This window comes from Pseudomonas sp. NPDC087697 (genome assembly GCF_044743155.1).
In the GTDB taxonomy this organism is placed as follows: domain Bacteria; phylum Pseudomonadota; class Gammaproteobacteria; order Pseudomonadales; family Pseudomonadaceae; genus Aquipseudomonas.
This window is the reverse complement of record NZ_JBIUVW010000020.1, coordinates 17,013-41,311: the sequence shown is the minus strand read 5'-3', so window position 1 is coordinate 41,311 and position 24,299 is coordinate 17,013. Positions and strand designations below refer to the sequence as shown.

Below are 24,299 nucleotides of genomic sequence, written 5' to 3'. Positions count from 1 at the left end.
CTCAGACAAATCAGAAGTTCACGCCGACGCTCAGAGCGAGGAAGTCGCGGTCAGTCAAGGTGTTGTATTTGCCACCGAAGAAGTCGGTGTAACTGAGGCTCGCGGTGTAGGTATTGCGGTAGTCGGCATCGACGCCAAGGCTCACGGCCTTGGCACCTTGGTTGAACAAACCGTTGGGGCCGTAACCGCTGACGTCATGCGACCAGGAGAGGTTCGGCTTGAGGTTGATCCCGCCGATCACGTTGGCGTAATCGAGGATCGCCCGCGCGCGGTAACCCCAGGACATTGAGGTAACAAAACCGCCGGTGTCGCCGCCGAAGCCGTACTGGCCGTAGACCGAGTCCCGGCCGTAACGCAGTTTGCTGCGCGGCTCCAGACCACCGACCCGCACCACCGCCGCCTCACCTACAACGGTCAAGCGCTCCGCGCCGAGTACCTGGTCGAAGAAGTGCGTCAGGGTGCTTTGCACCTGAGTCACCTCCTTGCGCCGATAGCCGCTGTTATCCGCGCCCGGCGTAGTCTTGATCGGCGACGCGACACCGCCGGCAATCGGGTTGAGCAGCGCCAGCGTCAGGTCATTGGTGTTGACCTGTATCGGAGCGTTCGGCCGATAACTGATTTCCCCGGTCCACGCAGTGCCTGTGGGCAAGGTGGTCGCGAAGCTCGCGCCGTACAGGCGAATGTCTTCCGGGTATTCGAGGAAGTACTGGCCGCGTCCGAGCATCACGCTTTGCGCCAGTGCAGAGCCGGTTCCCGGAGCAATCGCGTTGGCGGTGCCGACAATCCCGGGGAGCGCCGACAGCGTCGAGCGGCCAGCGGTGATGGTGCCGACGGTCGGCGTGCGACTGTGGTAGTTCATGAAGTACAGGCCGTACTCGGTATCGTCGCCCAGCCAGCGCAGCGCCGTACCCCACTGCCCGGAATTACGGGCATCGCGGTCGCTGGCACGCTGAACGATCACCCCTTCGCGGCTGACTTCGAAACCCTGGCCAAAAGCTGCTGCAATCGGCTGCAACGGTGCAATCAGCGGGCTGCCGACGGTGTAACCCTTGGTGCAGCCTTCAGCCGCCACGTCGACGCCGAAGAAGGTGCCGCAGTTATCCAGAACGGTCTCGTCCCACTGCAACTGGTAGAAACCTTCCACCGTCAGCTGATCGGTCAGCCCTTGAGAAGCAAACAGCATATTGACCGGAATCAGGCCTTCTTTGATTTCCGCCCCCGGACGGCGGAACGCTGAGACGTCGATCGGGTTGATGCTGTTGATCGAGTTGCCGATGAAGGTACTTTCCCCCCAACTGACCACCTGCTTACCGGCACGTACAGTGCCCGGCAGGTCGGCGATGGAGTAGTTGTGATAGACGAAGGCATCGAGAATCTCCCCACCGGAGGATTTGGCGCCTTCCTTGCGGTCGTCGTTACTGACGTTCTTGAACTCCAGGTCGCGGTTTTGCAGCGCGAAGTCATACCAGTATTTACCCCGCACGAAGACGCCGCTATCGCCGTATTTCAATTCGAGATCATGGATGCCCTTGAAGATTTCCGAATAGGCTTGTCCTTTCTTGAAGTTCAAACGCCCGTCGTCACCGGTCGATGACTGGCCAGTGCCGCCGTTGACGATGCCCACCAGCGACTTGTCGGCATCGCGCATGCCCCAGCTCGCGCCGATCGACAGCGAAGAGTCGAACGTGCCCTCGATTTCCCCGATGTTGAAATCAACAGCCTGCGCCTGGGCACAGCAACCCAAGGCAACCGCGACGGCGAGCGCCTGCGGCGTGAAGATGGCGCGCATTGTTATTTTTGTCATGCGTCTTCCCCGGTGAGTGACAGAAGGCCTCACCCTACTGCCGCGGGTCAGGAGCGATAAGCGCACCAAGGAGGTATTCGCGCTGTACCTCCAAAGGATGAATACCCGCCTGGGCCGGGGCTTTGCACCGGGCATGGATGGGCTGGATAGAGGGTTATCAGTCACGCGCATGACGCGGAGCAAACGCAGATCCCGTAGCAGCGACTGTTGTCGAGGCTGTAACAGTCATTGTCCCGAATCGCTATTTTTCCTTTGGGGATAAGTACTTATTCTTGCTTGGCGTTCAGGGCAATGGGCCCGAAAGCACGAAGTACCGAGGTGTGTCCCTCCCGCCTCATTAGCGACAGAATCCAGATGAGTTGAAACCTTTTCAGCTCATCGTCCCGTGTCACTGACGTTGATTTGTAGCTCCTTGATCCAACGTCTTACCTTGGCCGCTGCGTTTGCAGCGGCCTTTTTTAGGCTCGAAAAAAAGAACCCCGTGAGCACGGGGTTCGATGGGGGGTTCGCAAGCGAAGGTGATTGAACGCACGCCGACAATAATCCTCGGATTTACAGCGAATACTTCTGCAAATTCGCCATCATTTCCTTCAGCGCCTCAATGTTGTCCTTGGGATGCGCCGCCCCTTCGAAGTCGCAAATCTGCTGCCAATGAGCGGCGACATCCTCCGGGGAGAACCCCTCACGCGGATCAAACCCCGCGCCGAGGCTGCGTTCCCAGCGCACCTTGCCTATCCAGCCACCGCCGACTTCGAACAGGCCGGAGGTTTCCTGGCAGTTTTCGCTGGCCAGGTACACCACCAGCGGGCTGACCAGTTCCGGTTTCAGCTGTTCGAAGACTTGCGGCGGGATCAGGCCTTCGGTCATGCGCGTGCCGCCCGTCGGTGCGATGGCGTTGACCAGGATGTTGTTCTTGCGGCCTTCGATGGCCAGGGTTCGGGTCAGGCCATAGAGACCGAGTTTGGCCATGCCGTAGTTGGACTGACCGAAATTGCCGTAGATGCCAGACGTCGAGGCGGTGAAGATCACCCGACCGTAGTTTTGCTCGCGCATGTGCGGCCACGCGGCGCGGGTGACTTTGTAGGCGCCTTCGACGTGGACGCGGTAAACCAGGTCCCAATCGCTGTCTTCCATTTTGTGGAAGGTCTTGTCGCGCAGAATCCCTGCGTTGTTGACCACCACATCGATACGACCAAAGGTATCGAGAGCGTGCTGCACGAGTTTGTCGCCGTCAGTCACCGAATCGTGGTTGGCCACGGCAGTGCCGCCAGCCTCACGAATCTCTGTCACCACGCGGTCGGCAGCCGAGGCATTGGCGCCTTCACCTTGAGCCGAGCCACCGAGATCGTTGACCAGCACCTTGGCGCCCTGCCTGGCGAACAACAGCGCATGAGCCCGCCCGAGGCCGCCGCCTGCACCGGTGACGATCACGACTTTATCTTCAAAGCGTACAGACTCTTTCATTACCAAACTCCAGCGGGCCAGGGACAGTGAGTCCGAGTGTCAAGCACCGCGCGAGTGGTCACAATCAACAGGGCTGAGGCTGAATGGTGCGCGATAAGGCTGGGGGATGATGCGCTTACGCTGATCCGTGAATCAGGAACAGGCGGTTTTCAGCGCAGGGGGATCCACCTGGTCACGAAACGCCAGGTAGTGTTTGAGCACCTGAACCGGCGCTTCGATTTGTGGGTAATGACCAATCCCGGGCAGCAACACCGTGTCCGGATTGGGGATCAGTTGCCGGTAACGTTCGACCATGTGGCCGCCGGAAACCGGATCGACTTCGCCATCGATCACCCGAAGCGGGACGGTGCCCTCTTGCATGGCCCTGACCCAGCGATCCCGCTGCATGCGGCGTTGCGGCACATAGTTGATCAGTTTGTGCATGATGCGGGTGCCGCGATTGTTGTCGATCAGGCTCCAGAAATCATCCAGCTCGCTTTCACTCGGACGGGTCTGGGGGCCAAAGATCTGTCGGAAACTCCTGACCAGTCCATCCCGACTGAACGCTCGCCCGATCATCCAGCCCAACGGGCTGAGCAACAGTTTTTGCATCAACACCGGCCGATGAGTTTCGGGGAACAGGCCACCGTTGAGGAACACACAACTGCCAATCTCGATGCGCGCCTCAGCATGCCGCGCCAGTAATTCCTGAGCCACGCTGTCACCGTAATCATGCGCCAGCAGGTGCAGGGGCTGCCGGACGCCCACATGTTCCAGCAGTGCCTGCTGCAAATCGGCTTGCTCCAACAGGCAATATTCATGGTTCATTGGCTTGGCTGAGTCGCCAAAACCGAGCATGTCGCAGGCGATCACCCGATAACGCTGGGCCAAGGGCTGCCACAGGTAATGCCAATCCCAGCTGGCGGTGGGGAAACCGTGGATCAGCAGCAACGGTTCGCCTTGCCCGGCCACCCAATAGCGAATGGTCTGGCCACGAAACACGAAGCTCTGGCCGCGTTTGCGCCAGACGCACAGAGGGATCTCGGCGAGTGCCATTAGAGTCTGAAACCCGGGGCTTGTTGATCGAGTTTGCGCAGCAACGCCGGCCAGGCCAGCGCACCGCCCATCCCTTGAGCACTTTTGGTCACGCCGGCAATCATCGCCTTGGCACCTGCGAGGATCTGCGGTTCGATAGCAATCAGTTCAGCCCCGCCGTTCTGCGCCAGCACCTGGATATCGCAAGCGCGCTGGAAGGTGAACATCATCAAAAAGGTGTCGGCAATGGTGCTCCCACAGGTCAGCAACCCGTGGTTGTGCAGCATCAGAAAGTTGTTTTCACCGAGGTCGGCTTGCAGGCGAACCTTTTCCTCGTGGTTGAGCGCGACGCCTTCATAGGCGTGATACGCCAGGCTGGACAACACAAACAGCGATTGCTGGCTGATGGGCAATACACCCTGCTTCTGCGCGGAAACCGCCACACCGGCGGCAGTGTGGGTGTGCAGCACGCACACCACGTCGTGACGCACTTCGTGCACGGCGCTGTGAATGGTGTAACCGGCGGGGTTGATCTCGTAGGGGCTGTCCATCAGCTTGTTACCGGCCTGATCGACTTTGACCAGGCTCGAAGCGGTGATTTCGTGAAACATCATCCCGAATGGATTGATCAAAAAATCTTCAGTGCCCGGCACCTTGGCCGAGATGTGGGTGAAGATCAGATCGTCCCAACCCTGCAGGGCCACCAGCCGATAGCAGGCTGCCAGATCGACACGGGTTTGCCACTCGGCGGCACTGACCTGATCTTTCACATCGGGTGTCGATTGAACGGGGGTTACGCTCACGGCAAGGACCTCTGCTTCTTATTATTTTGTGGGTGTGAAAGCAGTCTAGTCAGGTGTCGGGATTCGTGTAGTTGCATTGGCAGCCAGCTTACTGACCTACCGAGTCAGCAAGCTTTCGCCCGCTGAATGACGTGAGCGCTGTCACAAAACCTGGGCCAACAGCGGCGCGGCAAACAGGTTCAACAACCCGGTCAGCCGCGCAGCGCGCTGATCAATTCCGCCAGCCAAGGTTCGGCATCGGTTTCCGGAGTCACGCTTTCACTGGCGTCCAGACGCAGCATTGGCAACACTTCACGCACACCCAACTCACCGAACAGCTCGCGCATTTGTTCGCCGCCACCGCAGAAAGTGTCGCCGTAGCTGGCATCCCCCAGACCGATCACCGCCCCCGGCAAGCCGCGCCAGGCGGCGGGCAACTGGTCGCGAATCATCGAATACAGCGGTTGCAGGTTGTCCGGTAACTCGCCCATGCCGGTGGTCGAAGTCACGGCCAGAAAGGCTTCCGGGCCGAATGCCTGAACATCCGCCAGGGTTGCACGCGGGTTGTGCCAGGTTTCAAAACCCGCAGCCTTGAGAAGGTTGGCCGCATGCCGGGCGACTTCTTCGGCCGTGCCGTACACCGAGCCGGAAAGGATGGCGACTTTCATCAATCTGATCCTGAAGCTGAATAAAAGACCGGAATATTAACAGCTGACGTAAAAAAACTGCGATTGTCTCTCGATTAGCCCTGATGGCCAGTGGACAGCCCGCAGCCATGCCATAGAATGCAGCCCATCATTTAGCGCAGAAAGGACTTCTGATGATCAATGCCCAGCTGCTGCAACTGGTGATCAACGCGTCAAACGATGGAATCGTAATCGCGGAAAGGGAAGGCGAAGACAACATCCTGATTTACGTAAACCCCGCCTTCGAAAAACTCACCGGCTACAGCGCCGAAGAAATCCTGTATCAGGACTGTCGCTTTCTCCAGTCCGGAGATCGCGATCAGGCCGCGCTAAAACCAATCCGCGAAACGCTGAAAAACGGAAAGTCCTGCCGGGAAATCCTGCGTAACTACCGCAAGGACGGTACGCACTTCTGGAATGAGCTGTCGCTTTCAACGGCATACAACGAAAACGACAAGCAGACTTATTTCGTCGGCGTGCAGAAAGACGTCACCGTTCAGGTCAAGGCGCAAAAACGGGTGGAACAACTGGAGGCCCAACTGGCCGAAGTTCAAGCTGAACTACAGGCACTCAAAGCGACCAACGGTCAAAACAAGCTGTCGAATTAATGGTCATTAACTACAATCACCAATGACTTTGTAATTATTTCTTTCGAGCAAACCATGCACCGCGATGCCCTCCTGACTCAGGATGAACTGGATTTCATCCAGACCATGCAGCACAACCCGCAGCTCAACGTTCGCGATGCGACGTCGAGCCTGCTGGTTAATGGGGGTTCGCAAATCCGCGACTTGCTGACACGCCTGGCGGCCAATGAGCAGGTAACCATCCAGGCACACTTCGAAAATCAGCAAATGACCTTTCCACTGCACCTGGTGGAGGATGAATTTCATGCGTTGCATTTGCGCCTGGGCGTACCGAGCATTTACGAGGACGGACCGATGGTTCGTCCTTGGCGCCTGGCGCTGGAGGAGCCTGTAGCTCTGGAGAATGCCAAAGGCCAGCCCGGTACACTGTGGGTGCACGAAGTGTCGTTCAAAGGGGTTTTGCTGGAAGTACGCAACCGTACCAAGCCACCGAAAAGTTTCGCGCTGTGGTTCAGCCCCTCAGGCTACGAACGTATTGCGTTGCGTGGGACCTTCGAACGAGAAACCGAACACGGCTATTACGCCTATCGGCTCAACCAAAGCGACAAGGATGAAACCGAACGCCTGCGTCAGTACATCCTTCAGCAGCATCGCCTGACACATCCCGCCTTGCACATCTGAGTATCAGGTATCAAGCGTTCCCGCGAGGAACTGCTGCAGACGCTGTTGCATCAATACCCCTTCACTCCCCAGACAACCAATCGACGACCCAGCCAGGCTCTCCTGTGCCAGATCCGCCGAATCACCGGCCAGCATCAGGCGGCAATCCAGGCCCATAGCCAGGCGATTCAGACGGCGGGCGAAGTCAGATGTCGGCGCTTGATTGGAGAACAACACCAGCGCGTGCGGCTTGATCCTTTCACAGACCAGAGTCAGTTCATCAAAGGGCTGCCCCAGTGCCAGTACCCTGACGCTCACCTCGCCACTGCCCAAATACAAGGCAGCCAATAGCAACTCAAGCTCACGGCAGTATCCATCAATCCCTGCGACGACGACCTGTAACGGCTGCAAACCTCGCAACAAAACCAGACGCTGGAGAACCCTGGCACGAAGGAAACCGTCCAGCATCACCCACTCGCTGGTGTGTCCAAACATGCCCTGCTGCTGGAGTAACTGTGTCCACAACAGCATTAAAATGTCCTGGAACGTCACCGTCAGTGAGTAGGTAGAAAATACCTGACCGTAAATCCGCCCCAACTCCACATCGTCAAAATGGCTGAGCGCTGCTTTGATCTGAGTTTGCCACTGCGCATAGTCAGCCTGAACCAGCTCATCCGGGATGATGCTCGACAGCGCCAGAGCTTCGCTGGACTTCGCCAGAATCCTGCCCACCTTGCTGACCGCCACACCCCGACCGATCCAGCCAAGAATGCCCCGAACCTGCTCAATATCGGTCATGGAATAGAGCCGATGCCCACTTTCGGTGCGTGTCGGCTGAATCAAACCGTAACGCCGCTCCCAGGCGCGCAGGGTGACTGGGTTGACGCCCGTCAGGCGTGCCACTTCACGGATCGGGAACATTTGCTCCAGCTTTTCCAGACGAGAAGGCTGCAAGGTCTGGGGAGGTTCAGTGATAGCCACCATGAGTTTTGGGACGTCCATGTCAGATTGGATCCCATTTAGCGCTCAACGGTGTCATATGTACAAGAGAGTGTTAGTCGACCAACGTCTCTGGTGTATTGCGTGAAATCAGGAATAATCCTTGCTTGTTTTTAAACGCAGCCCTCTACCCCTGTGCTGCGTTTTGTACGCCTCCTACCCGGAACCGCGTGCTTGCCCTACGGAGATACACAATGTCTACCTCACCCGTCACCCTGATGGTTGCGCGCCGCGTTGCCAACGGCCGTTATCAGGACCTGATCGCCTGGCTGCGCGAAGGCGAACAACTGGCCACCGACTTTCCCGGCTATCTCGGCTCTGGCGTGCTCGCTCCGCCGCCCGGTGATGACGAATTCCAGATTATCTTCCGCTTCGCCGATGAGCAGACCCTGCATGCCTGGGAGCATTCCGCCTCGCGCACCGCATGGCTGGGACGCGGCAGCGACTTGTTCGCCCACCCTTCCGAACATCGGGTCAGCGGCATCGACGGTTGGTTCGGTTCCGTCGGGCAACGCCCACCCCGGTGGAAACAGGCCGTGGCGATCTGGCTGGCGTTTTTCCCGGTCTCACTGCTGTTCAACTTTGCACTCGGCCCGTTACTGAGCGACATGGGCCTGCTGACCCGTGTATTCGTCAGCACCCTGGCCCTGACGCCGTTGATGGTCTACTTCTTCATTCCATTGTCGACCCACTTGCTGGCGGGCTGGTTGAACAACACATCAACGCGACCATTACCCTCGCAACCTTCGACGCAAAACCCGTAGGAGCGGCCGGGCGGCGGTCTGTTTGCCAGCGATAGCCTCATCAGCCCCACCTCACACCTTGAGCTAAGCCCCCACCCGCGCCTGCAAACTCAAATGCGCCCGCTCCCCGGGCGCCAGGCTGAGGCTATCGGTGCCACCGCTGGCCGCCTCCACGCAGACAAACTCCGAGATCTCATTCCAGCTCACGCCCAGAAGCGGCCGTGATCCGGGATGCCAGACCACCGTGTCGGCACTGTCACCGGTGTCGATGCACAACTGACGCTGCCAGGCGTGATCCTTGAGCTGCAACTCGCCCTCGTGCTGGAAAACCCGCTGACAGCCACCATCAACCCGCAACTCGCCTTTTTGCTCGCAAAACTCACGTTTGAGCTGGTCATAACCCTGCGCGCCATCGAGTCCAGACAGCGCTACCTCACCAACATCGCCTATACGCCAATAGGCGTGCAATGCATGGCTCAGTTGGCACGGCAGGCTGTCCTGATGTTCGGTGCTCAGGCGCAAATCCATACGCTCGCCCAAGTGCGCGTGCAGGTCCACCTGCCAGTCACACAGCTGCAATTGCCAATGCAGGCGTACGCCGTCGTCATCGGCGCTGCTGTCGATCAGCTTCCAGTCGATCAGCCGTGCCCAACCATGGGACGGCCAGGCGTTTTCGCTCGGATGACGGCCATACCACGGCCAGCACACCGGCACGCCGCCACGAATCGCCCCGACCTGTGGCCACTTTGCCGCGCACCAGAGCCAGGGCTTTTGGCCCTTGGGCTGGAAATGCAGCAACTGCGCGCCCTGACGACTGAACACCGCCTGACACAGCGGATGATCGATCACCAGCACCTCGCGCTGCTGATAGCGCTCCCAGGCAAACACCGGGCGCTCGCGCAGGGATTTGAAGAAGCGTTGTAGCGGATGCTCATGCATGTGCCGCAGTCCTGAAAATCATTGCCATACCGATAGGAGCTACAGGGTTGCGCCGCCCCAAAAAAAAGCGGACAGCCTTGGCCGTCCGCAAAAATGCGCACATGGAGAGGAGCTTATCGCAGCTGCGTTAGAACACCGACTGAATTTTCAAACCGGCCACCAGCGCGTTGTCGACTTCATCAACACCGCCCGGATGAGTGATGTATTGCAGGTTAGGACGCACAGTCAGCCAGTTGGTCACGTGGAAACCGTAGTTGATCTCGTAGTTGTACTCGGTGGAGCGCAGTGGCGAGAACAGCGGATTGTCGTAGTCGGTGACACCATTGGCGGCGTTGAGCAACTCGGCGTTTTTCTTCACGTCATCGTTGACATGGATACGGGCAAAACCGATCCCGACGTCATCTTTTGGACGTGCGTCGAATGGGCCCTTGTACACAAACATCAGCGACTGGTAGTTGTCGACGACGTTGGTGTCCTTGTCGTGGAAAGTGGCGTTGGCCGCGATATTCAGACCGCGAGAAGCGTCACCGTTGTGGGTGGTGAGTTGTTGCTGTGCCACAAACCAGTAGCCGTGCTTGCTGTCGTGGCTGCGGAAGGCCTTGCCTGTGGTCGCTGCATCATTGCCATTGTCGTCTTTACGGACGTCATTGGCGTCGGCAGTGCTCTTGTAGTAACCGACACGGTATTCGCCCGGCAGGTCGTTGACCTTCGGCGACCAGACCAGTTCGACCGGCAAGACGGTGCCCTTGGTACCACTGCCGCTGAGCTTGAAGCCGTTACCGTGCTCCAGTTGCGATGGGTTCTGGTTGTACGCGCCGATCTGCGCATAGAACTCAGGCGTGATGTTGTACTTCACGCGAACCGCCGCCTGCATGACCGGCCAGTTGAACCAGATACCGGTCGCCCAGTTACCCGCTTGGGAACCGCAGAATGCCAGGTTCTGGAACTCGCAAGGAAAGGTGTTGAAGTCTTCGCCTTCGCCGAAGTAACCGGCTTTGACGTCCAGTTTACCGTCGAGGAACTGGTGCTGGACCCACAATTGGGTCAGACGGACCATATGGCCACGGCCGTAGACTTCCTGGGAGGAACTCAAGGTGCCGGCACGCGGGTCGCCGACACGGTCATTGGAGATGTTCTGACCGTTACGGTTAGTGAGCTGGATCCTGGCCTGGGTGTTATCCCAGCCCCACAGCTTTTGCAGGTCCAGCGCCACGCCCAGACCAAACTGGTCGGCGTAACGCGCAGTCTTGTCGTGGTTGTAGCCGCCGTGGAGGTTGCCGCCCACTTCACCGACATAGTCCGCCTTGATGTCGATACCTTGTTCGATCAGCTTGGTCCGCTCGCCACCCCAGTCACCCGTCATCCACTTGGAGTCGGCGCTGAACGCGTCAGCCGCGTGTACGCTACCGGCCATGGTCATCACCGCAACAGCTGACAATTGGCAGATAAGCTGAGCGTTGTTGTTCTTTTTCATCCCTACATCCTCGTCTTTATTGTTATTAACTGTTTTTATCTAACGCGGTTTACAGCGGTTGCGACGGATGTCCCCATCCACCACGAATCCCCCCTGTGGAGCGGGCTTGCTCGCGAAGAGGCCAGCACATGCAGCATTACTGTTGACTGTCACACCGCTTTCGCGAGCAAGCCCGCTCCCACATTTTTGATTTTCATCTGCCTTTGAATTGAGCGACGTTGTCGCCGCGCGCTTCGGTTTGCGGTCGACCGGCCGTCCCCAGACGTTCGCCAGTCTTGGCATCGAACAGCAGCACTTTCGATGGATCGAATTGCAGGGTCAGGGTCTCGCCCACGGCCGGCGCAACGTCCGGCGCCAGGCGGCAGCAGACCTTGGTTTCGTTGAGATTGACGAACACCAGGGTATCGGGACCGGTCGGCTCGGTGACCTGGACTTCGGCGCGAATGGTCGGCAAACCATTGGCCTCTCCGTTCGCCAAAACGATTTGTTCCGGACGCATGCCGAGGATCACTTCGCGGTCCTCAAGACCGGCGTCCTGCATGCCCAGCGGCAGCTCGCAACGCGCCTGGCCGCTGTCGAGCAGCGCCAACAGACGGCCGTCCTTGCGCTGCAAACGCAGGGGGATGAAGTTCATCGGTGGTGAACCGATGAAGCTTGCGACGAACAGGTTGGCCGGGTCGTTGTAGATCTGCTTCGGCGTGCCGAATTGCTGAATGATCCCGTCCTTCATCACCGCAACCTTGTCACCCAGGGTCATGGCTTCGATCTGATCGTGAGTCACATAGACCGTGGTGGTTTTCAGGCGCTGGTGCATCAGTTTCATTTCGGTGCGCATCTCGACCCGCAGCTTGGCGTCGAGGTTGGACAGCGGCTCGTCGAACAGATAGATCTTCGGCCGCCGCGCCAGCGCACGGCCCATCGCCACGCGCTGTTGCTGACCACCCGAGAGCTGGCCGGGTTTACGGCTGAGCAGGTGTTCGATTTGCAGCAGCTTGGCGACGCGAGCAACTTCTTCGTCGATTTCGGCGGCCGGCATTTTGCGAATCTTCAGGCCAAAGGCGATGTTGTCGCGCACGCTCATGGTCGGGTACAGCGCGTAGGACTGGAACACCATGGCGATGTCGCGATCCTTGGGGCTCATGCCGCTGATATCAGCGTCATCCACCAGAATCGCCCCGCCGCTGATGTTTTCAAGTCCGGCGATGCAGTTCATCAAGGTCGACTTGCCGCAACCGGACGGGCCGACGAGGATCAGGAACTCACCGTCATCGATCTTCAGTTCGATGTTTTTCAGGGTGTCCGGCAAGCCGCTGCCGTAGGTCTTGTTGACGTTGCGTAATTCGAGAGTTGCCATGTTCTACCCCTTGACCGCGCCGGACGTCAGCCCACGCAGGAAATACTTGCCAGCGAATATGTAGACCAGCAGTGTCGGCAGCCCGGCGATCATCGCCGCCGCCATATCAACGTTGTATTCCTTGACCCCGGTGCTGGTGTTGACCAGGTTGTTCAGGGCCACGGTGATTGGCTGGGCATCGCCACTGGCGAAGACCACACCGAACAGGAAGTCATTCCAGATCTGGGTGAATTGCCAGATCAGGCAGACCATCACGATCGGGATCGACATCGGCAGCAGGATCTTCCCGAAGATGGTGAAGAAGCCCGCGCCATCGAGCCGCGCCGCTTTCACCAGCGCATCTGGAATGCTCACGTAGTAGTTACGGAAGAACAGCGTGGTGAACGCCAGCCCGTAGACGATGTGCACCAGCACCAGACCCGTGGTGGTGTTGGCCAGGCCGAGTTTGCCGACAGTGAACGAGGCTGGTAGCAGCACGGTCTGGAACGGCAGGAAGCAACCGAACAACAGCAGGCCGAAGAACAGCTGTGAGCCACGGAAGCGCCACATCGACAACACATAACCGTTCATTGCACCGATGAAGGTCGAGATCAGCACCGCCGGCACGGTGATTTTCACCGAGTTCCAGAAGTAGCCGCCCACGACGTCCCAGGCCTTGATCCAGCCAATGCCATCAATCACTTGCGGCCAGCTCAGCAGGTTACCGGTGCGGATGTCTTCCGGGGACTTGAAGCTGGTCAGCAGCATCACCACCAGCGGAATCAGGTACACCGCGGCGGCCAGCAATAAGGTGGCGTAGATCGCTATGCGGCTAAAGCTGATGGCAGGTTTGCCAAGCTGATTACTCATGGCGTTTGCCTCGCAGTTCGGAGTACAGGTACGGCACCAGAATCGCCAGGATCGCGCCGAGCATCATCATCGCGCTCGCCGAACCGATGCCCATCTGGCCACGGCTGAAGGTGAAGGAATACATGAACATCGCCGGCAAATCGGAGGAGTAACCCGGACCGCCCGCGGTCATCGCCGCCACCAGGTCGAAGCTCTTGATCGCGATGTGCGCGAGGATCATGAAGGCGCTGAAAAACACCGGACGCAGGCTCGGCAGGACGATCTTCAAATAGATGGTCGGCAGGCTCGCACCGTCGACCTGAGCGGCACGGATGATCGACTGATCGACACCGCGCAGGCCGGCCAGAAACATCGCCATGACAAAGCCCGAGGCTTGCCACACAGCGGCGATCACCAGGCAATAAACCACGCGATCCTGATCCACCAGCCAGTCCAGGCGAAAGCCTTCCCAGCCCCAGTCACGCAGCATCTTGTCCAGACCAAGGCCCGGGTTGAGCAGCCATTTCCAGGCGGTACCGGTGACAATCATCGACAGCGCCATCGGGTACAGGTAGATGGTGCGGATGAAGCCTTCCTTGCGAATGCGCTGATCCAGCAGCACCGCCAGAAACACCCCGAGCACCAGGCTGATGCCGATGAACATGCCGCCGAAGACCGCGAGGTTCTTGCTCGCGACCCACCAGCGGTCGTTCTCCATCAACCGGACGTATTGCTGCAGGCCGACCCACTTGTAGCTCGGCATGAAGCTGGAGTTGGTGAAGGACAAAACGAATGTCCAGATGATGTAACCGTAAAAGCCAACCAGGACGATCAGCATGCTCGGCGCCAAAACCAGTTTGGGGAGCCAGCGCTGCAATGCATCGAACGGTGAGGCTTTGCTGAAAACCGCCACAGAGCTCATCGGGATAATCCAGGTGAAGTAGTGAAATCCGGACAGCGTTTCCCTGTGGGAGCGGGCTTGCTCGCGAAGGCGGTGTAACCGTCGACATTAATGTTGAATGTCAGTCCGCTTTCGCGAGCAAGCCCGCTCCCACAAGGGCTCGCAATCTGGGGTATGCCGCAGGGTTCACCTGCGGCGAATGACGAACTTACTGGGCGGCTTTGATGGCCGATGCCAGTTGGGCGCTGGCCTTGGCCGGGTCAGCGCTCTTGTCGTTCATGAAGTTGGTCACCACATCGAAGATCGCGCCCTGCACGGCCAGAGATGTGGCCATGTTGTGCGCCATGCTCGGCTGCAGGCCGCCGGTCTTCTCGTCAGCCAGGAAGTCTTTGGCCGAAGCCTGGGCGCAGGAGTCGAAGCCCAGCGTGCTCATGTCATTGAGCATGTCGGTGCGAACCGGGATCGAACCTTTGTTGATGCTGAAGACCTTCTGGAAGTCTTTACCCAACGCGACCTTGGCCAGGTCTTGCTGAGCGGCGATATCACCGGTGCGATCAGCCTTGAGCTTGAACACGGCCAGGGAGTCGATGTTGTAGGTGAAGGCTTTTTCGGTGCCCGGGAACGGCACGCACTGATAGTCCTTGCCGGCTACCTTATGGGCGGCGGTCCATTCGCTTTTGGCCCAGTCACCCATCATCTGCATGCCAGCCTTGCCGTTGATGACGTCGGCGGCAGCGATGTTCCAGTCACGACCCGCGCGATTGGGGTCCATGTAACCGGTGAGTTTTTTAAGCTCGGTGAAGGACTTGACCATTTCCGGACCGGAAAGGGTTTTCTGGTCCAGATCGACCAGGGCTTTCTTGTAACCCTCAGCGCCCATGACCGAGAGCACCACGTCTTCAAACACGGTGCTGTCCTGCCAAGGCTGACCACCGTGGGCCAGGGCAATGAAGCCTGCTTCTTTCAGTTTGTCGCCAGCGGCATAGAATTCTTCGAGGGTAGTCGGGGCTTTTTCGATACCGGCTTTCTTGAAGACGGCCGGGTTGATCCATAGCCAGTTGACCCGGTGGATGTTCACCGGAACCGCAACGTAATCACCTTCGTATTTGACGGTATTGGCGACTTTGGCCGACAGCAGGCCGTCCCAGTTTTCCGCTTTGGACACGCCTTTCAGGGCGTCGGTGCTGAGCAGGCCAGTGCTGCCCCACTCCTGGATATCCGGACCTTTGATTTGCGCGACACCCGGCGGGTTACCCGCTACGGCGCGACTTTTGAGTACGGTCATGGCTGTAGCGCCACCGCCGCCGGCGACCGCACCGTCCTTCCAGGTGAAGCCGTCTTTTTCGACTTGAGCCTTGAGGACATCGACCGCTGCTTTTTCACCACCCGAAGTCCACCAGTGCACGACTTCTACAGAACCTTTGGAATCGGCGGCAAGGGCGCAGAGGGGAAACATTGAGGCGAGAGAAATGACAGTGGCGAGGCGAGAAATCGCATTCATCTGAATTACCTTTCTTGTTGTTATGCATGCAAGTCTGGTGCTTGCGCTGCAAACGAGTTTAAACAGCGTAGTCCGCTTCGCAGGTAACGAAGCGACGGCAAAATGTCACCACATGGTTACATAAGTACCGAGGTAGAGCCCTGAGCCAATGCACTGGCCATGCTCGGCGCCAGCGGCAGGCGTGGAATCAACACCGCTTGCCAGGCGTGATAGAGGTCTGGTTTGCCGCCCCAGATCTGCGCGCTCGGGCGATTTTGCGGGTTGAGTTCGTGGTGCCAGCTGCCATGGATTCGGTCGATCAGACAACTGTCACTGAACTCCCAGAAACGCCGATACCAGGTTTCGTACTGCGCCTCGCCGGTACGCTTGAGCAAAGCACTGGCGGCGGCGCTGGCTTCACAGTGAACCCAGTGCAAACGCTGGCGCACGACCGGGCGATTGTCCCAATCGAGGGTGTAGACAATGCCGGGCGCGCCATCGACTTCCCACCCGTGAAGGCAGTTGTGGGCGAAGAGTTGTTGCGCGTCGATCGCCAGCCAGTCGGGGGTCAACATGCCGGCTTGCACGCGCGCTGCTTCGAGGTGCAACAGCAGTCGTGACCATTCGAAACCATGGCCCGGCGTGGTGCCGTAAGGTCGGAAACCGTCGGCCGGATTGGTCCGGTTGTAGTCGTGCAGCGGTTGCCAGTGCTGATCGAAATGCTCGACCACCAGGTACTGATTAGCCGCCGCGTGCCCGTGAATGACTCGCTCGACAATCCGCAAGGCACGACTCAACCAACGGCTGTCCTGAGTGACATCGGCCAACGCGAGAAAGGATTCGGTGGCGTGCATGTTGCTGTTGGCGCCGCGATAGGGTTCCTCTTCGCTCCAGTCGCGGTTAAAGGATTCGCGCATCGCGCCCTCCTCTTCGCTCCAGAAATGCTGCTCGATGATCGCGATGGCATCGCTGAGCAAGGCCTGTGCACCGGGCCTTTGGGCGACCACCGCAGAACTGGCCGCAAGTGCCACGAAAGCATGCAGATAAGCAGCCTTGCCGGTATCGCCGTCGCGGTGATCGGGCGCCGCAAACCAGCCACCGAATTCGGCGTCACGCAGCGGGCCATTGAGGGCGTTGATGCCGTGATCCACCAGCTCGGCAAATCCCGGCAAGCCCTGAATGTGCGCCATGGCGAAGCTGTGAGTCATGCGTGCGGTGTTCATGGTGTGTGCCTGGGCGTTGGCCGGCAGGCGACCGTATTCATCCAGATTGCCGAAGCCTTCGGGCAGCTTAGAGGCCTTGGCGAAAGCCAGCAGGCGCAGGCCTTCGTCGGCCAGCCATTGCTGATGGGCAGGCGCGTTCAGCCAACTGCTGTAGGCAGGTTGGAAGGTGTCCATGGAGTACCTTTTTTTGTTGTTATGACTGTGAAGAGTCTAAACAACGGCGAAGGTGACGCGGGTAACGAAGGGGGCGAGTGATGTCACAGACTTGTGACATTTGTTCAAAAGGATGTGTTGAATGGTCAGACGCTTTCGCGAGCAAGCCCGCTCCCACATTTAATCTGCGGTGAACACATAATTTGCGAACACTGGAGATCCAATGTGGGAGCGGACTTGCTCGCGAAGAACGATAACGCGGTCTCTCTAATCAACACTGCGCGGCAACTGCAACGTCACCCGCAAACCGCCCTCACGCAGGTTTTGCAGGCTGACTTCCCCACCATGACTGTGAGCGATATTGCGCGCGATGCCCAACCCCAACCCATAACCCTGCTGCTGGCCGGCCAACCGAAAGTGCGGTTCGAACACTTGCTCCAGTCGCTGCTCAGGCACTCCTGGGCCTTCGTCGTCGACGTGCAGGATGAACGCAGTGTCATCGTCGTCGATGTGCAAATGCGCGTTCTGCCCGTACTTGAGGGCGTTGTCGATCAGGTTGCCGATGCAGCGCTTGAGCGCCAGCGGCTTACCCGGATACGGCGCCAGCGCCCGCCCCTGCTGGGTTACGCGGCCATTGCCGTTGGGCGCCAAGTAAGGCTCAACCAGACAGTCAAGCACATGGTTGAGGTCCACGGGCTCGATGTTTTCGTGGATATCGGTGTCCTTGACGCATTGCAGCGCGCCTTTGACCAACAGCTCCAGCTCATCCAGATCACGGCCGAACTTGGCTTGCAGCCGCTCATCTTCCAGCAACTCGACCCGCAGTCGCAGACGAGTGATAGGTGTACGCAAGTCATGGGAAATTGCACTGAACAACTGGCTGCGCTCGGTCAGGTAGCGGCTGATGCGCTCACGCATGGCGTTGAAGGCGCGGCCAACTTCGACCACTTCACTGCCGCCACCCTCAGCCACCGGTTCCACCTCAGCGCCCAGCGACATATCCCGCGCCGCCCGCGCCAGGCGCTTGAGCGGCCGGCTCTGCCAGTGCACCAACAGACCGATAAACAGCAACAGAAAACCGCTGGTGAGTACGATGAACCAGACCTGCTGCGACGGCAGGCCCTGCTCTTCGAGGCTGGTATAGGGCTCGGGCAGCAGCGAGGCGATGTATAGCCATTCGCCTTGGGCCAGTTTGATTTGGGTGACCAGCACCGGCGGATTGACCGGTTCCAGGGTCAGCGCGTAGTGCGCCCAGGAACGCGGCAATTCATCGAGCTTCAAACCACCATTGAAGATCCGCAGATCGTCCGGGCTGACAAATTGCACCGAGATATCGGTGTCCGCGCCCAGCGATTGCCGCAACACTTCATCGACTGCCGCCAGCACCGCTTCTTTGCGCGGGGTCGCCGGCAACAGCTGCATTTCCAGCGGTTTGTCGTTGAGCGTCACCACGAAACGGGTGCCGCCCATGCTGCGCAACTGGTCGAGAACCAACGGTCGGTACGCCACCGGAAGGGAGCGAAAGTAACTGACGCTGGCAGTCATCGAATGCGCCAGGCTGCGAGCGGCGGTGACCAGCCCTTCCAACTGCGTGGCACGCAATTGCGAGACCCAGATCACGCTCGACAGCGTCTGGGCAAACAGCACCGCCAGCAAGGTCAGCAGCAACATCCGCCCGAGCAGCGAACGTGGCACCGGCATCCGCCGTATCAGCCGAGCAAGGAACTCAGTGGCCATTGCTGGCGACCACATTGGCGGCCAGTTGATAGCCGCTGCCACGCACGGTGCGGATCAAGCGTGGAGGTTTTTCGGTATCGCGCAGACGCTGGCGTAAACGACTGACGGCCATGTCGACGATGCGATCCAGCGGCATCAGGTCGCGGCCACGGGTAGCATTGCCGATGGTGTCGCGGTCGAGGATTTCCTGTGGATGATCGAGGAAAAGTTTCAGCAGGGCGAAATCGGCACCGGAGAGAATCACCTCTTCGCCGTCGGTGTGAAACAGCCGGTGGCTGACCATGTCCAGCCGCCACTCATCGAAGGCCAACACCTCACCGCCGGAGCGCTCTTGACCGAACTGCGCACGCCGCAGCAAGGCTTTGATGCGCGCCTGCAATTCACGGGGGCTGAAGGGTTTGCCCAGGTAATCGTCGGCACCCAGCTCCAGGCCAATGACCCGGTCAGCCTCGTCGGAACTGGCAGTGAGCATGATAATCGGCACCTGCGCCTGACGCGGGTGCTGGCGAATCCAGCGGCACAGGCTGAAGCCGTCCTCGTCCGGCAGCATCACATCAAGGATCACCAGATCACTCGGCGCCTCGTTCAACGCCTGGCGAAAACCGGCACCGTCGGGCGTGGTCCGCACCTGAAACCCTGCGCGGCTGAGGTAGGTGTCCAGCAACTCGCGTATCTCTTGATCGTCATCGACCAACAAAATCGACTTGTTGACTGAGCTCACTTCGAAGGCATCCTTGTTGTTATGGATGGAGCGGATTATGCCTGATGGACGTTGGAGAGTTGCTGTCTGTTCGGGCCCCATCGCGGGCAAGCCTTGCTCCTACGGTTTTGGGTTAGCCGCCAAATCGTGGCCGACACGAACCCTGTAGGAGCAAGGCTTGCCCGCGATGAAGGCGACTCGGTCACGTATCAACTACGCAACTGACTGCTCCAGCGCTACACCCGCGCCGGTCAGGCCGGAATATGGTGCGGTCACCAGCCAGACGGGAATGCCGTTGAAGTACTCGCTCATGCAACCCTTGTCGGCGAAGCAGCGGGCAAACCCGCTCTTGAGGAAGAAATCGGCAAAACGCGGAATCACCCCACCGACGATGTACACACCGCCACGTCCACCAGTGGTCAGCACGTTGTTGCCGGCCACCCGACCGAGCCAGCAGCAGAACTGCTCAAGCACTTCCAGGGCAATCGGGTCGCCAGCCAGGCCGGCGGCGGTGATGGCTTCCGGGGTATCAAGCACGGGTTCATGCCCGTCCACTGCACAGATCGCCCGATAGACGCGCGGTAAACCGCTGCCACTCAACGCTGTCTCGGCGCTGACGTGACCGATTTCGTTGTAGATGTGCTGCCAGAGTTGGGTTTCTCGCGGACTGCTCAGCGGCAGGTCGACATGTCCGCCCTCCCCCGGCAATGCAGACCAACGGCCTTCGCCAAGATCAAGCAAGGTGCCGACCCCGAGGCCGGTTCCGGGCCCGATCACCACCGCCGGACGCATAGGCTCCGGCTTACCTTCGCAGACCACCCGAAACTCGCCCGGTTGGAGACGCGTCATGCCCAGTGCCATGGCCGAAAAGTCATTGACCAGCAGCAGCTGATCGACCTGCAAGGTCTGACAAAAGGCCTTGCGGCTCAGTCGCCAGTGGTTGTTGGTGAAGCGAAACTCATCACCGCTGACCGGCCCCGCCACCGACAGGCACACCGCACCAATCGAACCGGGCGCCAGGCCGAGGCCGCTCAGGTAGACGCCAATGGCGTCTTCCGGGCGGGCATAGTCAGCTGTCGCCAGTACCTGGATCGACTCCAGTTGCTGGTTTTTCCACAACGCAAAACGCGCATTGGTTCCACCAATGTCACCGACCAGCGCTAGCTTCACTTAAGGGTCTCCAGGGCAGAGGTAAAGGCGCTGGCGCCTTGCTCTGCCGAGCTGAAGGCCATGCGCATAAAGCCAAACAACTCGCGACCGCAGCCAATGCCGTTATCCAGCAGGCCTTTGGCCGGTGTGCGAGCGGCAAATTCGTCGGCGTCCACCATAAGCTGCAAGGTGCCTTTGACGCCATCGACGCGGATGATATCGCCCTCGTGCACACGTGCCAAAGCGCCGCCGACATAGGCTTCCGGACAAACGTGAATGGCCGCCGGGATTTTCCCCGAGGCGCCAGACATCCGCCCGTCAGTGACCAGCGCAACCTTGAAGCCACGGTCCTGCAACACACCGAGGAACGGCGTCATCTTGTGCAGTTCCGGCATGCCGTTGGAACGTGGGCCCTGGAAGCGCATCACTGCGACAAAATCCTTCTCCAGCCTGCCTGCCTTGAACGCATCGGCCAGGTCTTGCTGGTCCTGGAAAACCATCGCCGGTGCTTCGACCACTTGATGTTCCGGTGCCACGGCCGAGACTTTCATCACCCCACGACCGAGGTTGCCTTCCATCACCCGCAGGCCGCCTTCTGGCGAAAACGCACGGGCAACAGGGCGCAGGATGTTTTCATCAAGGCTTTCGATCGGACCTTCGCGCCATACCAGCTCACCGTTTTCCAGGAACGGTTCCTGGGTGTAGCGACTCAGGCCATGGCCGGCCACGGTATTTACATTTTCGTGGAGCAGACCGGCTTCCAGCAATTCGCGGATCAGGAACGACATGCCACCCGCTGCCTGGAAGTGGTTGATGTCAGCCTTGCCGTTCGGGTAGACGTGGGACAGGGTCGGCACCACCTCGGAGAGGTCGGCCATGTCTTGCCAGGTCAGTTGAATACCGGCCGCCATGGCGATGGCCGGCATGTGCAGGGTGTGGTTGGTCGAGCCGCCCGTGGCATGTAGCGCAACAATCGAGTTGACCAGCGAACGCTCGTCGACGATTTCGCCGATCGGCATGAAGTTGCCGCTTTGCTTGGTCAGACGGGTGATCTGGTGCGCGGCTTCGCGGGTCAGGGCATCGCGCAACGGCGTGTTCGGGTTGACGAAAGACGCGCCTGGCAAATGCAGGCCCATGACTTCCATCAGCAACTGGTTAGTGTTGGCGGTGCCGTAGAAGGTGCAGGTGCCAGGGCTGTGGTAGGACTTCATTTCCGACTCCAGCAGCTCTTCACGGCTGGCCTTGCCCTCGGCGTAACGCTGACGCACGTCGGCTTTTTCCTTGTTGGAAATCCCCGACACCATCGGCCCGCCCGGAACAAAAATCGTCGGCAAATGACCGAAGCGTAACGCGCCCATCATCAGGCCCGGCACGATCTTGTCGCAGATGCCGAGCATCATCGCCGCATCGAACATGTTGTGAGACAGCGCGACGGCGGTCGACATCGCGATCACTTCGCGGCTGGCAATACCCAGTTCCATGCCCGGCTCGCCCTGAGTCACGCCGTCACACATGGCCGGCACGCCGCCGGCGAACTGACCGACCGAACCGATCTCGCGCAGCGCGTGTTTGATTTGTTCCGGGTAGTGCTCGTACGGCTGATGGGCCGAGAGCATGTCGTTATATGACGAAACAATCGCCACGTTGGCGGCGTTCATCATCCGCAAGCTTTGCTTGTCTTCGGTGCCACACCCGGCCACGCCGTGGGCAAAGTTGGCGCATTGCAGCTTGCCGCGCATCGGGCCATCGCTGGCGGCGCCGCGAATCAATGCAAGGTAGGCCTCACGGGTAGCGCGGCTACGGGTGACAAGCCGTTCAGTGACCTCAAGTACGCGGGGATGCATGTGTAGAACTCCAGGCTAACGGATGTGGCGACCTGTTCGTGTCTATGCTGATCAAGAGGCGTCAACGCGTGCAGCGCTGACAGTTTTCTTGACAACTCGGACCAGTTGATTCAGGTCACTCGTTGTAGATAAAACAAAATATTGCCACTAAAAAGGCTTGTTTTCTATTTTTTTGCGAATAATCTTGTAATTCCAACAACAAAATGACGAAGGCGCCTTTCATATGACTCTACGAATTGCAATCAATGGTTTTGGCCGCATTGGCCGTAATGTCCTTCGCGCACTGTATACCCAAGGCTACCGTCAGGATTTGCAGATCGTCGCCATCAACGATTTGGGCGACAGTTCGATGAACGCCCACCTGCTCAAGTACGACACCGTGCACGGCACCTTCGATGCCGATGTGCAGCACGATCAGGAAAGCCTGACCGTCAACGGCGACCGGATTTCGGTCAGCGCGATTCGCAACCCGGGCGATTTGCCGTGGGCTGCCGAGAAGATCGACGTCGTGTTCGAATGCACCGGTCTGTTCACTGACCGTGCCAAAGCCGCCGCCCATATTACCGCTGGCGCGCGCAAAGTGATTATCTCGGCACCGGCCAAAGGCGCCGATGCCACCGTGGTGTACGGGGTCAACCATGACATCCTGCGCCAGTCGCACCAGATCATTTCCAACGCTTCGTGCACCACTAACTGCCTGGCCCCGGTGGCTCAGGTGTTGCACCGCGAGCTGGGCATCGAGAGCGGTCTGATGACCACCATCCACGCCTACACCAATGACCAGCACCTTACCGATGTCTACCACGTCGACCCGTACCGTGCCCGTTCAGCCACCCATAACATGATCCCGAGCAAGACCGGCGCCGCCGAAGCGGTAGGCCTGGTGCTGCCGGAACTGGCCGGTAAACTGACCGGCATGTCGGTGCGCGTGCCGGTGATCAATGTGTCGCTGGTGGACCTGACCGTGCAGCTCAAGCGCGAAGCCAGCGCTGACGAGGTCAACGCATTGCTCAAAGAAGCCAGCCAGCACTCGAAGATCCTCGGCTACAACACCCTGCCGCTGGTCTCCAGTGACTTCAACCACAACCCGCTGTCGTCGATTTTCGATGCCAACCACACCAAGTCCAGCGGCAAGCTGCTCAAGGTACTGGCCTGGTACGACAACGAATGGGGTTTCTCCAACCGCATGCTCGATAACTGCCTCGCCCTGTGCAACGCCGAATAAGGCCGATTGCCCGTGGAGCAGCCGATGATCGGTATCAGCTTTACCACCAAAACCATGGCGGCGCGCAAACGCATCGCCCTGGTTGCCCATGACCACTGCAAAGTGTTCTTGCTGGACTGGGCCGAACGGCAAAAAGACAAGCTCGCACAACACGAGCTTGTGGCCACCGGCACCACCGGCATGCTGTTGAGCAAACGCCTGGGTCTGCCCGTTGAAAGCATGATCAGCGGCCCATTGGGTGGCGATCAACAACTCGGTGCACGAATCGCCGAACAGCGGGTGGACATGCTGGTGTTCTTCTGGGACCCGTTCGAGCCGCAACCTCACGATCCGGATATCAAGGCGTTGCTGCGGGTCGCGGCGGTCTGGAACATTCCAGTGGCCTGCAATGAATGCAGCGCCGATTACCTGCTCAGCAGCCCGTTGATGGATCAGCCACACGAGTACCGGATCCCCGATTACCCGGCGTACCTGCAAGGCCGCAAATAATTCTCGCAGGTAGCGCTTGACCTTTCCGACAGATGATAAGCATTATCATTAACTCGAAATGGAT

The 24,299-nt window shown here is 59.2% G+C and carries 22 protein-coding genes; 5 read left to right on the top strand and 17 right to left on the bottom strand.

Going from position 1 to position 24,299, the window contains the following annotated elements; all coding sequences use genetic code 11:
* Positions 1-10: 10 nt before the first annotated feature.
* The 5 genes from ACIPIN_RS15685 to ACIPIN_RS15665 all read right to left on the bottom strand — a co-directional run bounded on the left by ACIPIN_RS15685 (position 11) and on the right by ACIPIN_RS15665 (position 5,732).
* Positions 11-1,804: a DUF1302 domain-containing protein gene (locus ACIPIN_RS15685; RefSeq protein ID WP_401120021.1), complete on the bottom strand. Its 1,794-nt coding sequence runs from the start codon at positions 1,802-1,804 to the stop codon at positions 11-13.
* Positions 1,805-2,356: 552 nt separating this feature from the next.
* Positions 2,357-3,268 (bottom strand): SDR family oxidoreductase, encoded by a 912-nt coding sequence (locus ACIPIN_RS15680; RefSeq protein ID WP_401120019.1) that lies wholly within the window; start codon positions 3,266-3,268, stop codon positions 2,357-2,359.
* A 132-nt stretch (positions 3,269-3,400) separates the two neighbouring features.
* On the bottom strand, positions 3,401-4,303 hold the full coding sequence (locus ACIPIN_RS15675; protein ID WP_401120018.1) for an alpha/beta fold hydrolase: 903 nt from the start codon (positions 4,301-4,303) through the stop codon (positions 3,401-3,403).
* Entirely contained in the window at positions 4,303-5,085 is a 783-nt protein-coding gene (locus ACIPIN_RS15670) for a class II aldolase/adducin family protein (protein ID WP_401120017.1), read from the bottom strand. Before ACIPIN_RS15670 ends, ACIPIN_RS15675 begins: the two co-directional genes overlap by 1 nt.
* Before the next feature lie 191 nt (positions 5,086-5,276).
* Complete coding sequence (locus ACIPIN_RS15665) at positions 5,277-5,732, bottom strand: flavodoxin (protein ID WP_401120016.1); 456 nt, start codon at positions 5,730-5,732, stop codon at positions 5,277-5,279.
* A gap of 152 nt (positions 5,733-5,884) precedes the next feature.
* Between ACIPIN_RS15665 and ACIPIN_RS15660 the strand changes: the two genes are divergently transcribed.
* Both ACIPIN_RS15660 and ACIPIN_RS15655 read left to right on the top strand, forming a co-directional pair.
* Positions 5,885-6,358 carry a PAS domain-containing protein gene (locus ACIPIN_RS15660; protein ID WP_401120014.1) on the top strand — a complete coding sequence of 158 codons (474 nt, stop codon included), beginning with the start codon at positions 5,885-5,887 and terminating at the stop codon, positions 6,356-6,358.
* 54 nt (positions 6,359-6,412) lie between these two features.
* Positions 6,413-7,018 (top strand): hypothetical protein, encoded by a 606-nt coding sequence (locus ACIPIN_RS15655; RefSeq protein ID WP_401120013.1) that lies wholly within the window; start codon positions 6,413-6,415, stop codon positions 7,016-7,018.
* Positions 7,019-7,021: 3 nt separating this feature from the next.
* Here the strand turns inward: ACIPIN_RS15655 and ACIPIN_RS15650 are convergent, their stop codons facing one another.
* Positions 7,022-7,999, bottom strand: coding sequence for a MerR family transcriptional regulator (locus tag ACIPIN_RS15650; protein WP_401120012.1), 978 nt, complete (start codon positions 7,997-7,999; stop codon positions 7,022-7,024).
* A gap of 191 nt (positions 8,000-8,190) precedes the next feature.
* Here ACIPIN_RS15650 and ACIPIN_RS15645 point away from each other — a divergent pair, with 191 nt between their 5' ends.
* Positions 8,191-8,760 (top strand): antibiotic biosynthesis monooxygenase, encoded by a 570-nt coding sequence (locus ACIPIN_RS15645; protein ID WP_401120010.1) that lies wholly within the window; start codon positions 8,191-8,193, stop codon positions 8,758-8,760.
* Between the two features lie 63 nt (positions 8,761-8,823).
* Here ACIPIN_RS15645 and ACIPIN_RS15640 read toward each other — a convergent pair whose 3' ends face one another.
* From ACIPIN_RS15640 to edd, 11 genes are all read right to left on the bottom strand, one after another.
* A complete protein-coding gene (locus ACIPIN_RS15640; protein ID WP_401120009.1) occupies positions 8,824-9,678 on the bottom strand; it encodes a D-hexose-6-phosphate mutarotase in 855 nt (284 codons plus the stop codon).
* 127 nt (positions 9,679-9,805) lie between these two features.
* Positions 9,806-11,152 carry a carbohydrate porin gene (locus ACIPIN_RS15635; protein ID WP_401120007.1) on the bottom strand — a complete coding sequence of 449 codons (1,347 nt, stop codon included), beginning with the start codon at positions 11,150-11,152 and terminating at the stop codon, positions 9,806-9,808.
* Positions 11,153-11,345: 193 nt separating this feature from the next.
* Complete coding sequence (locus ACIPIN_RS15630) at positions 11,346-12,506, bottom strand: ABC transporter ATP-binding protein (RefSeq protein WP_401120006.1); 1,161 nt, start codon at positions 12,504-12,506, stop codon at positions 11,346-11,348.
* Positions 12,507-12,509: 3 nt separating this feature from the next.
* The gene (locus tag ACIPIN_RS15625) at positions 12,510-13,355 is read right to left on the bottom strand and encodes a carbohydrate ABC transporter permease (RefSeq protein WP_019693217.1); all 846 of its coding nucleotides are present in this window, start codon (positions 13,353-13,355) and stop codon (positions 12,510-12,512) included.
* Positions 13,348-14,256 carry a carbohydrate ABC transporter permease gene (locus ACIPIN_RS15620; RefSeq protein ID WP_019693218.1) on the bottom strand — a complete coding sequence of 303 codons (909 nt, stop codon included), beginning with the start codon at positions 14,254-14,256 and terminating at the stop codon, positions 13,348-13,350. The genes ACIPIN_RS15625 and ACIPIN_RS15620 overlap by 8 nt, the downstream gene beginning before the upstream one ends.
* 187 nt (positions 14,257-14,443) lie before the next feature.
* Positions 14,444-15,736 (bottom strand): ABC transporter substrate-binding protein, encoded by a 1,293-nt coding sequence (locus tag ACIPIN_RS15615; RefSeq protein WP_401120004.1) that lies wholly within the window; start codon positions 15,734-15,736, stop codon positions 14,444-14,446.
* Between the two features lie 116 nt (positions 15,737-15,852).
* Positions 15,853-17,112, bottom strand: a complete 1,260-nt coding sequence (locus ACIPIN_RS15610; protein ID WP_401120003.1) for an AGE family epimerase/isomerase — start codon at positions 17,110-17,112, stop codon at positions 15,853-15,855.
* Between the two features lie 246 nt (positions 17,113-17,358).
* On the bottom strand, positions 17,359-18,786 hold the full coding sequence (locus ACIPIN_RS15605) for an ATP-binding protein (RefSeq protein WP_401120082.1): 1,428 nt from the start codon (positions 18,784-18,786) through the stop codon (positions 17,359-17,361).
* A 31-nt stretch (positions 18,787-18,817) separates the two neighbouring features.
* Positions 18,818-19,549, bottom strand: a complete 732-nt coding sequence (locus tag ACIPIN_RS15600) for a response regulator (protein WP_019693222.1) — start codon at positions 19,547-19,549, stop codon at positions 18,818-18,820.
* Between the two features lie 192 nt (positions 19,550-19,741).
* A complete protein-coding gene (locus ACIPIN_RS15595) occupies positions 19,742-20,698 on the bottom strand; it encodes a glucokinase (protein ID WP_401120001.1) in 957 nt (318 codons plus the stop codon).
* Positions 20,695-22,521, bottom strand: a complete 1,827-nt coding sequence (gene edd, locus ACIPIN_RS15590; RefSeq protein ID WP_401119999.1) for a phosphogluconate dehydratase — start codon at positions 22,519-22,521, stop codon at positions 20,695-20,697. The genes ACIPIN_RS15595 and edd overlap by 4 nt, the downstream gene beginning before the upstream one ends.
* A gap of 223 nt (positions 22,522-22,744) precedes the next feature.
* Here edd and gap point away from each other — a divergent pair, with 223 nt between their 5' ends.
* Together gap and ACIPIN_RS15580 are read left to right on the top strand one after the other, a co-directional pair.
* On the top strand, positions 22,745-23,746 hold the full coding sequence (gene gap / locus ACIPIN_RS15585; protein WP_401119998.1) for a type I glyceraldehyde-3-phosphate dehydrogenase: 1,002 nt from the start codon (positions 22,745-22,747) through the stop codon (positions 23,744-23,746).
* A gap of 24 nt (positions 23,747-23,770) precedes the next feature.
* Positions 23,771-24,235 (top strand): methylglyoxal synthase, encoded by a 465-nt coding sequence (locus ACIPIN_RS15580; RefSeq protein WP_401119997.1) that lies wholly within the window; start codon positions 23,771-23,773, stop codon positions 24,233-24,235.
* Positions 24,236-24,299: the final 64 nt, after the last annotated feature.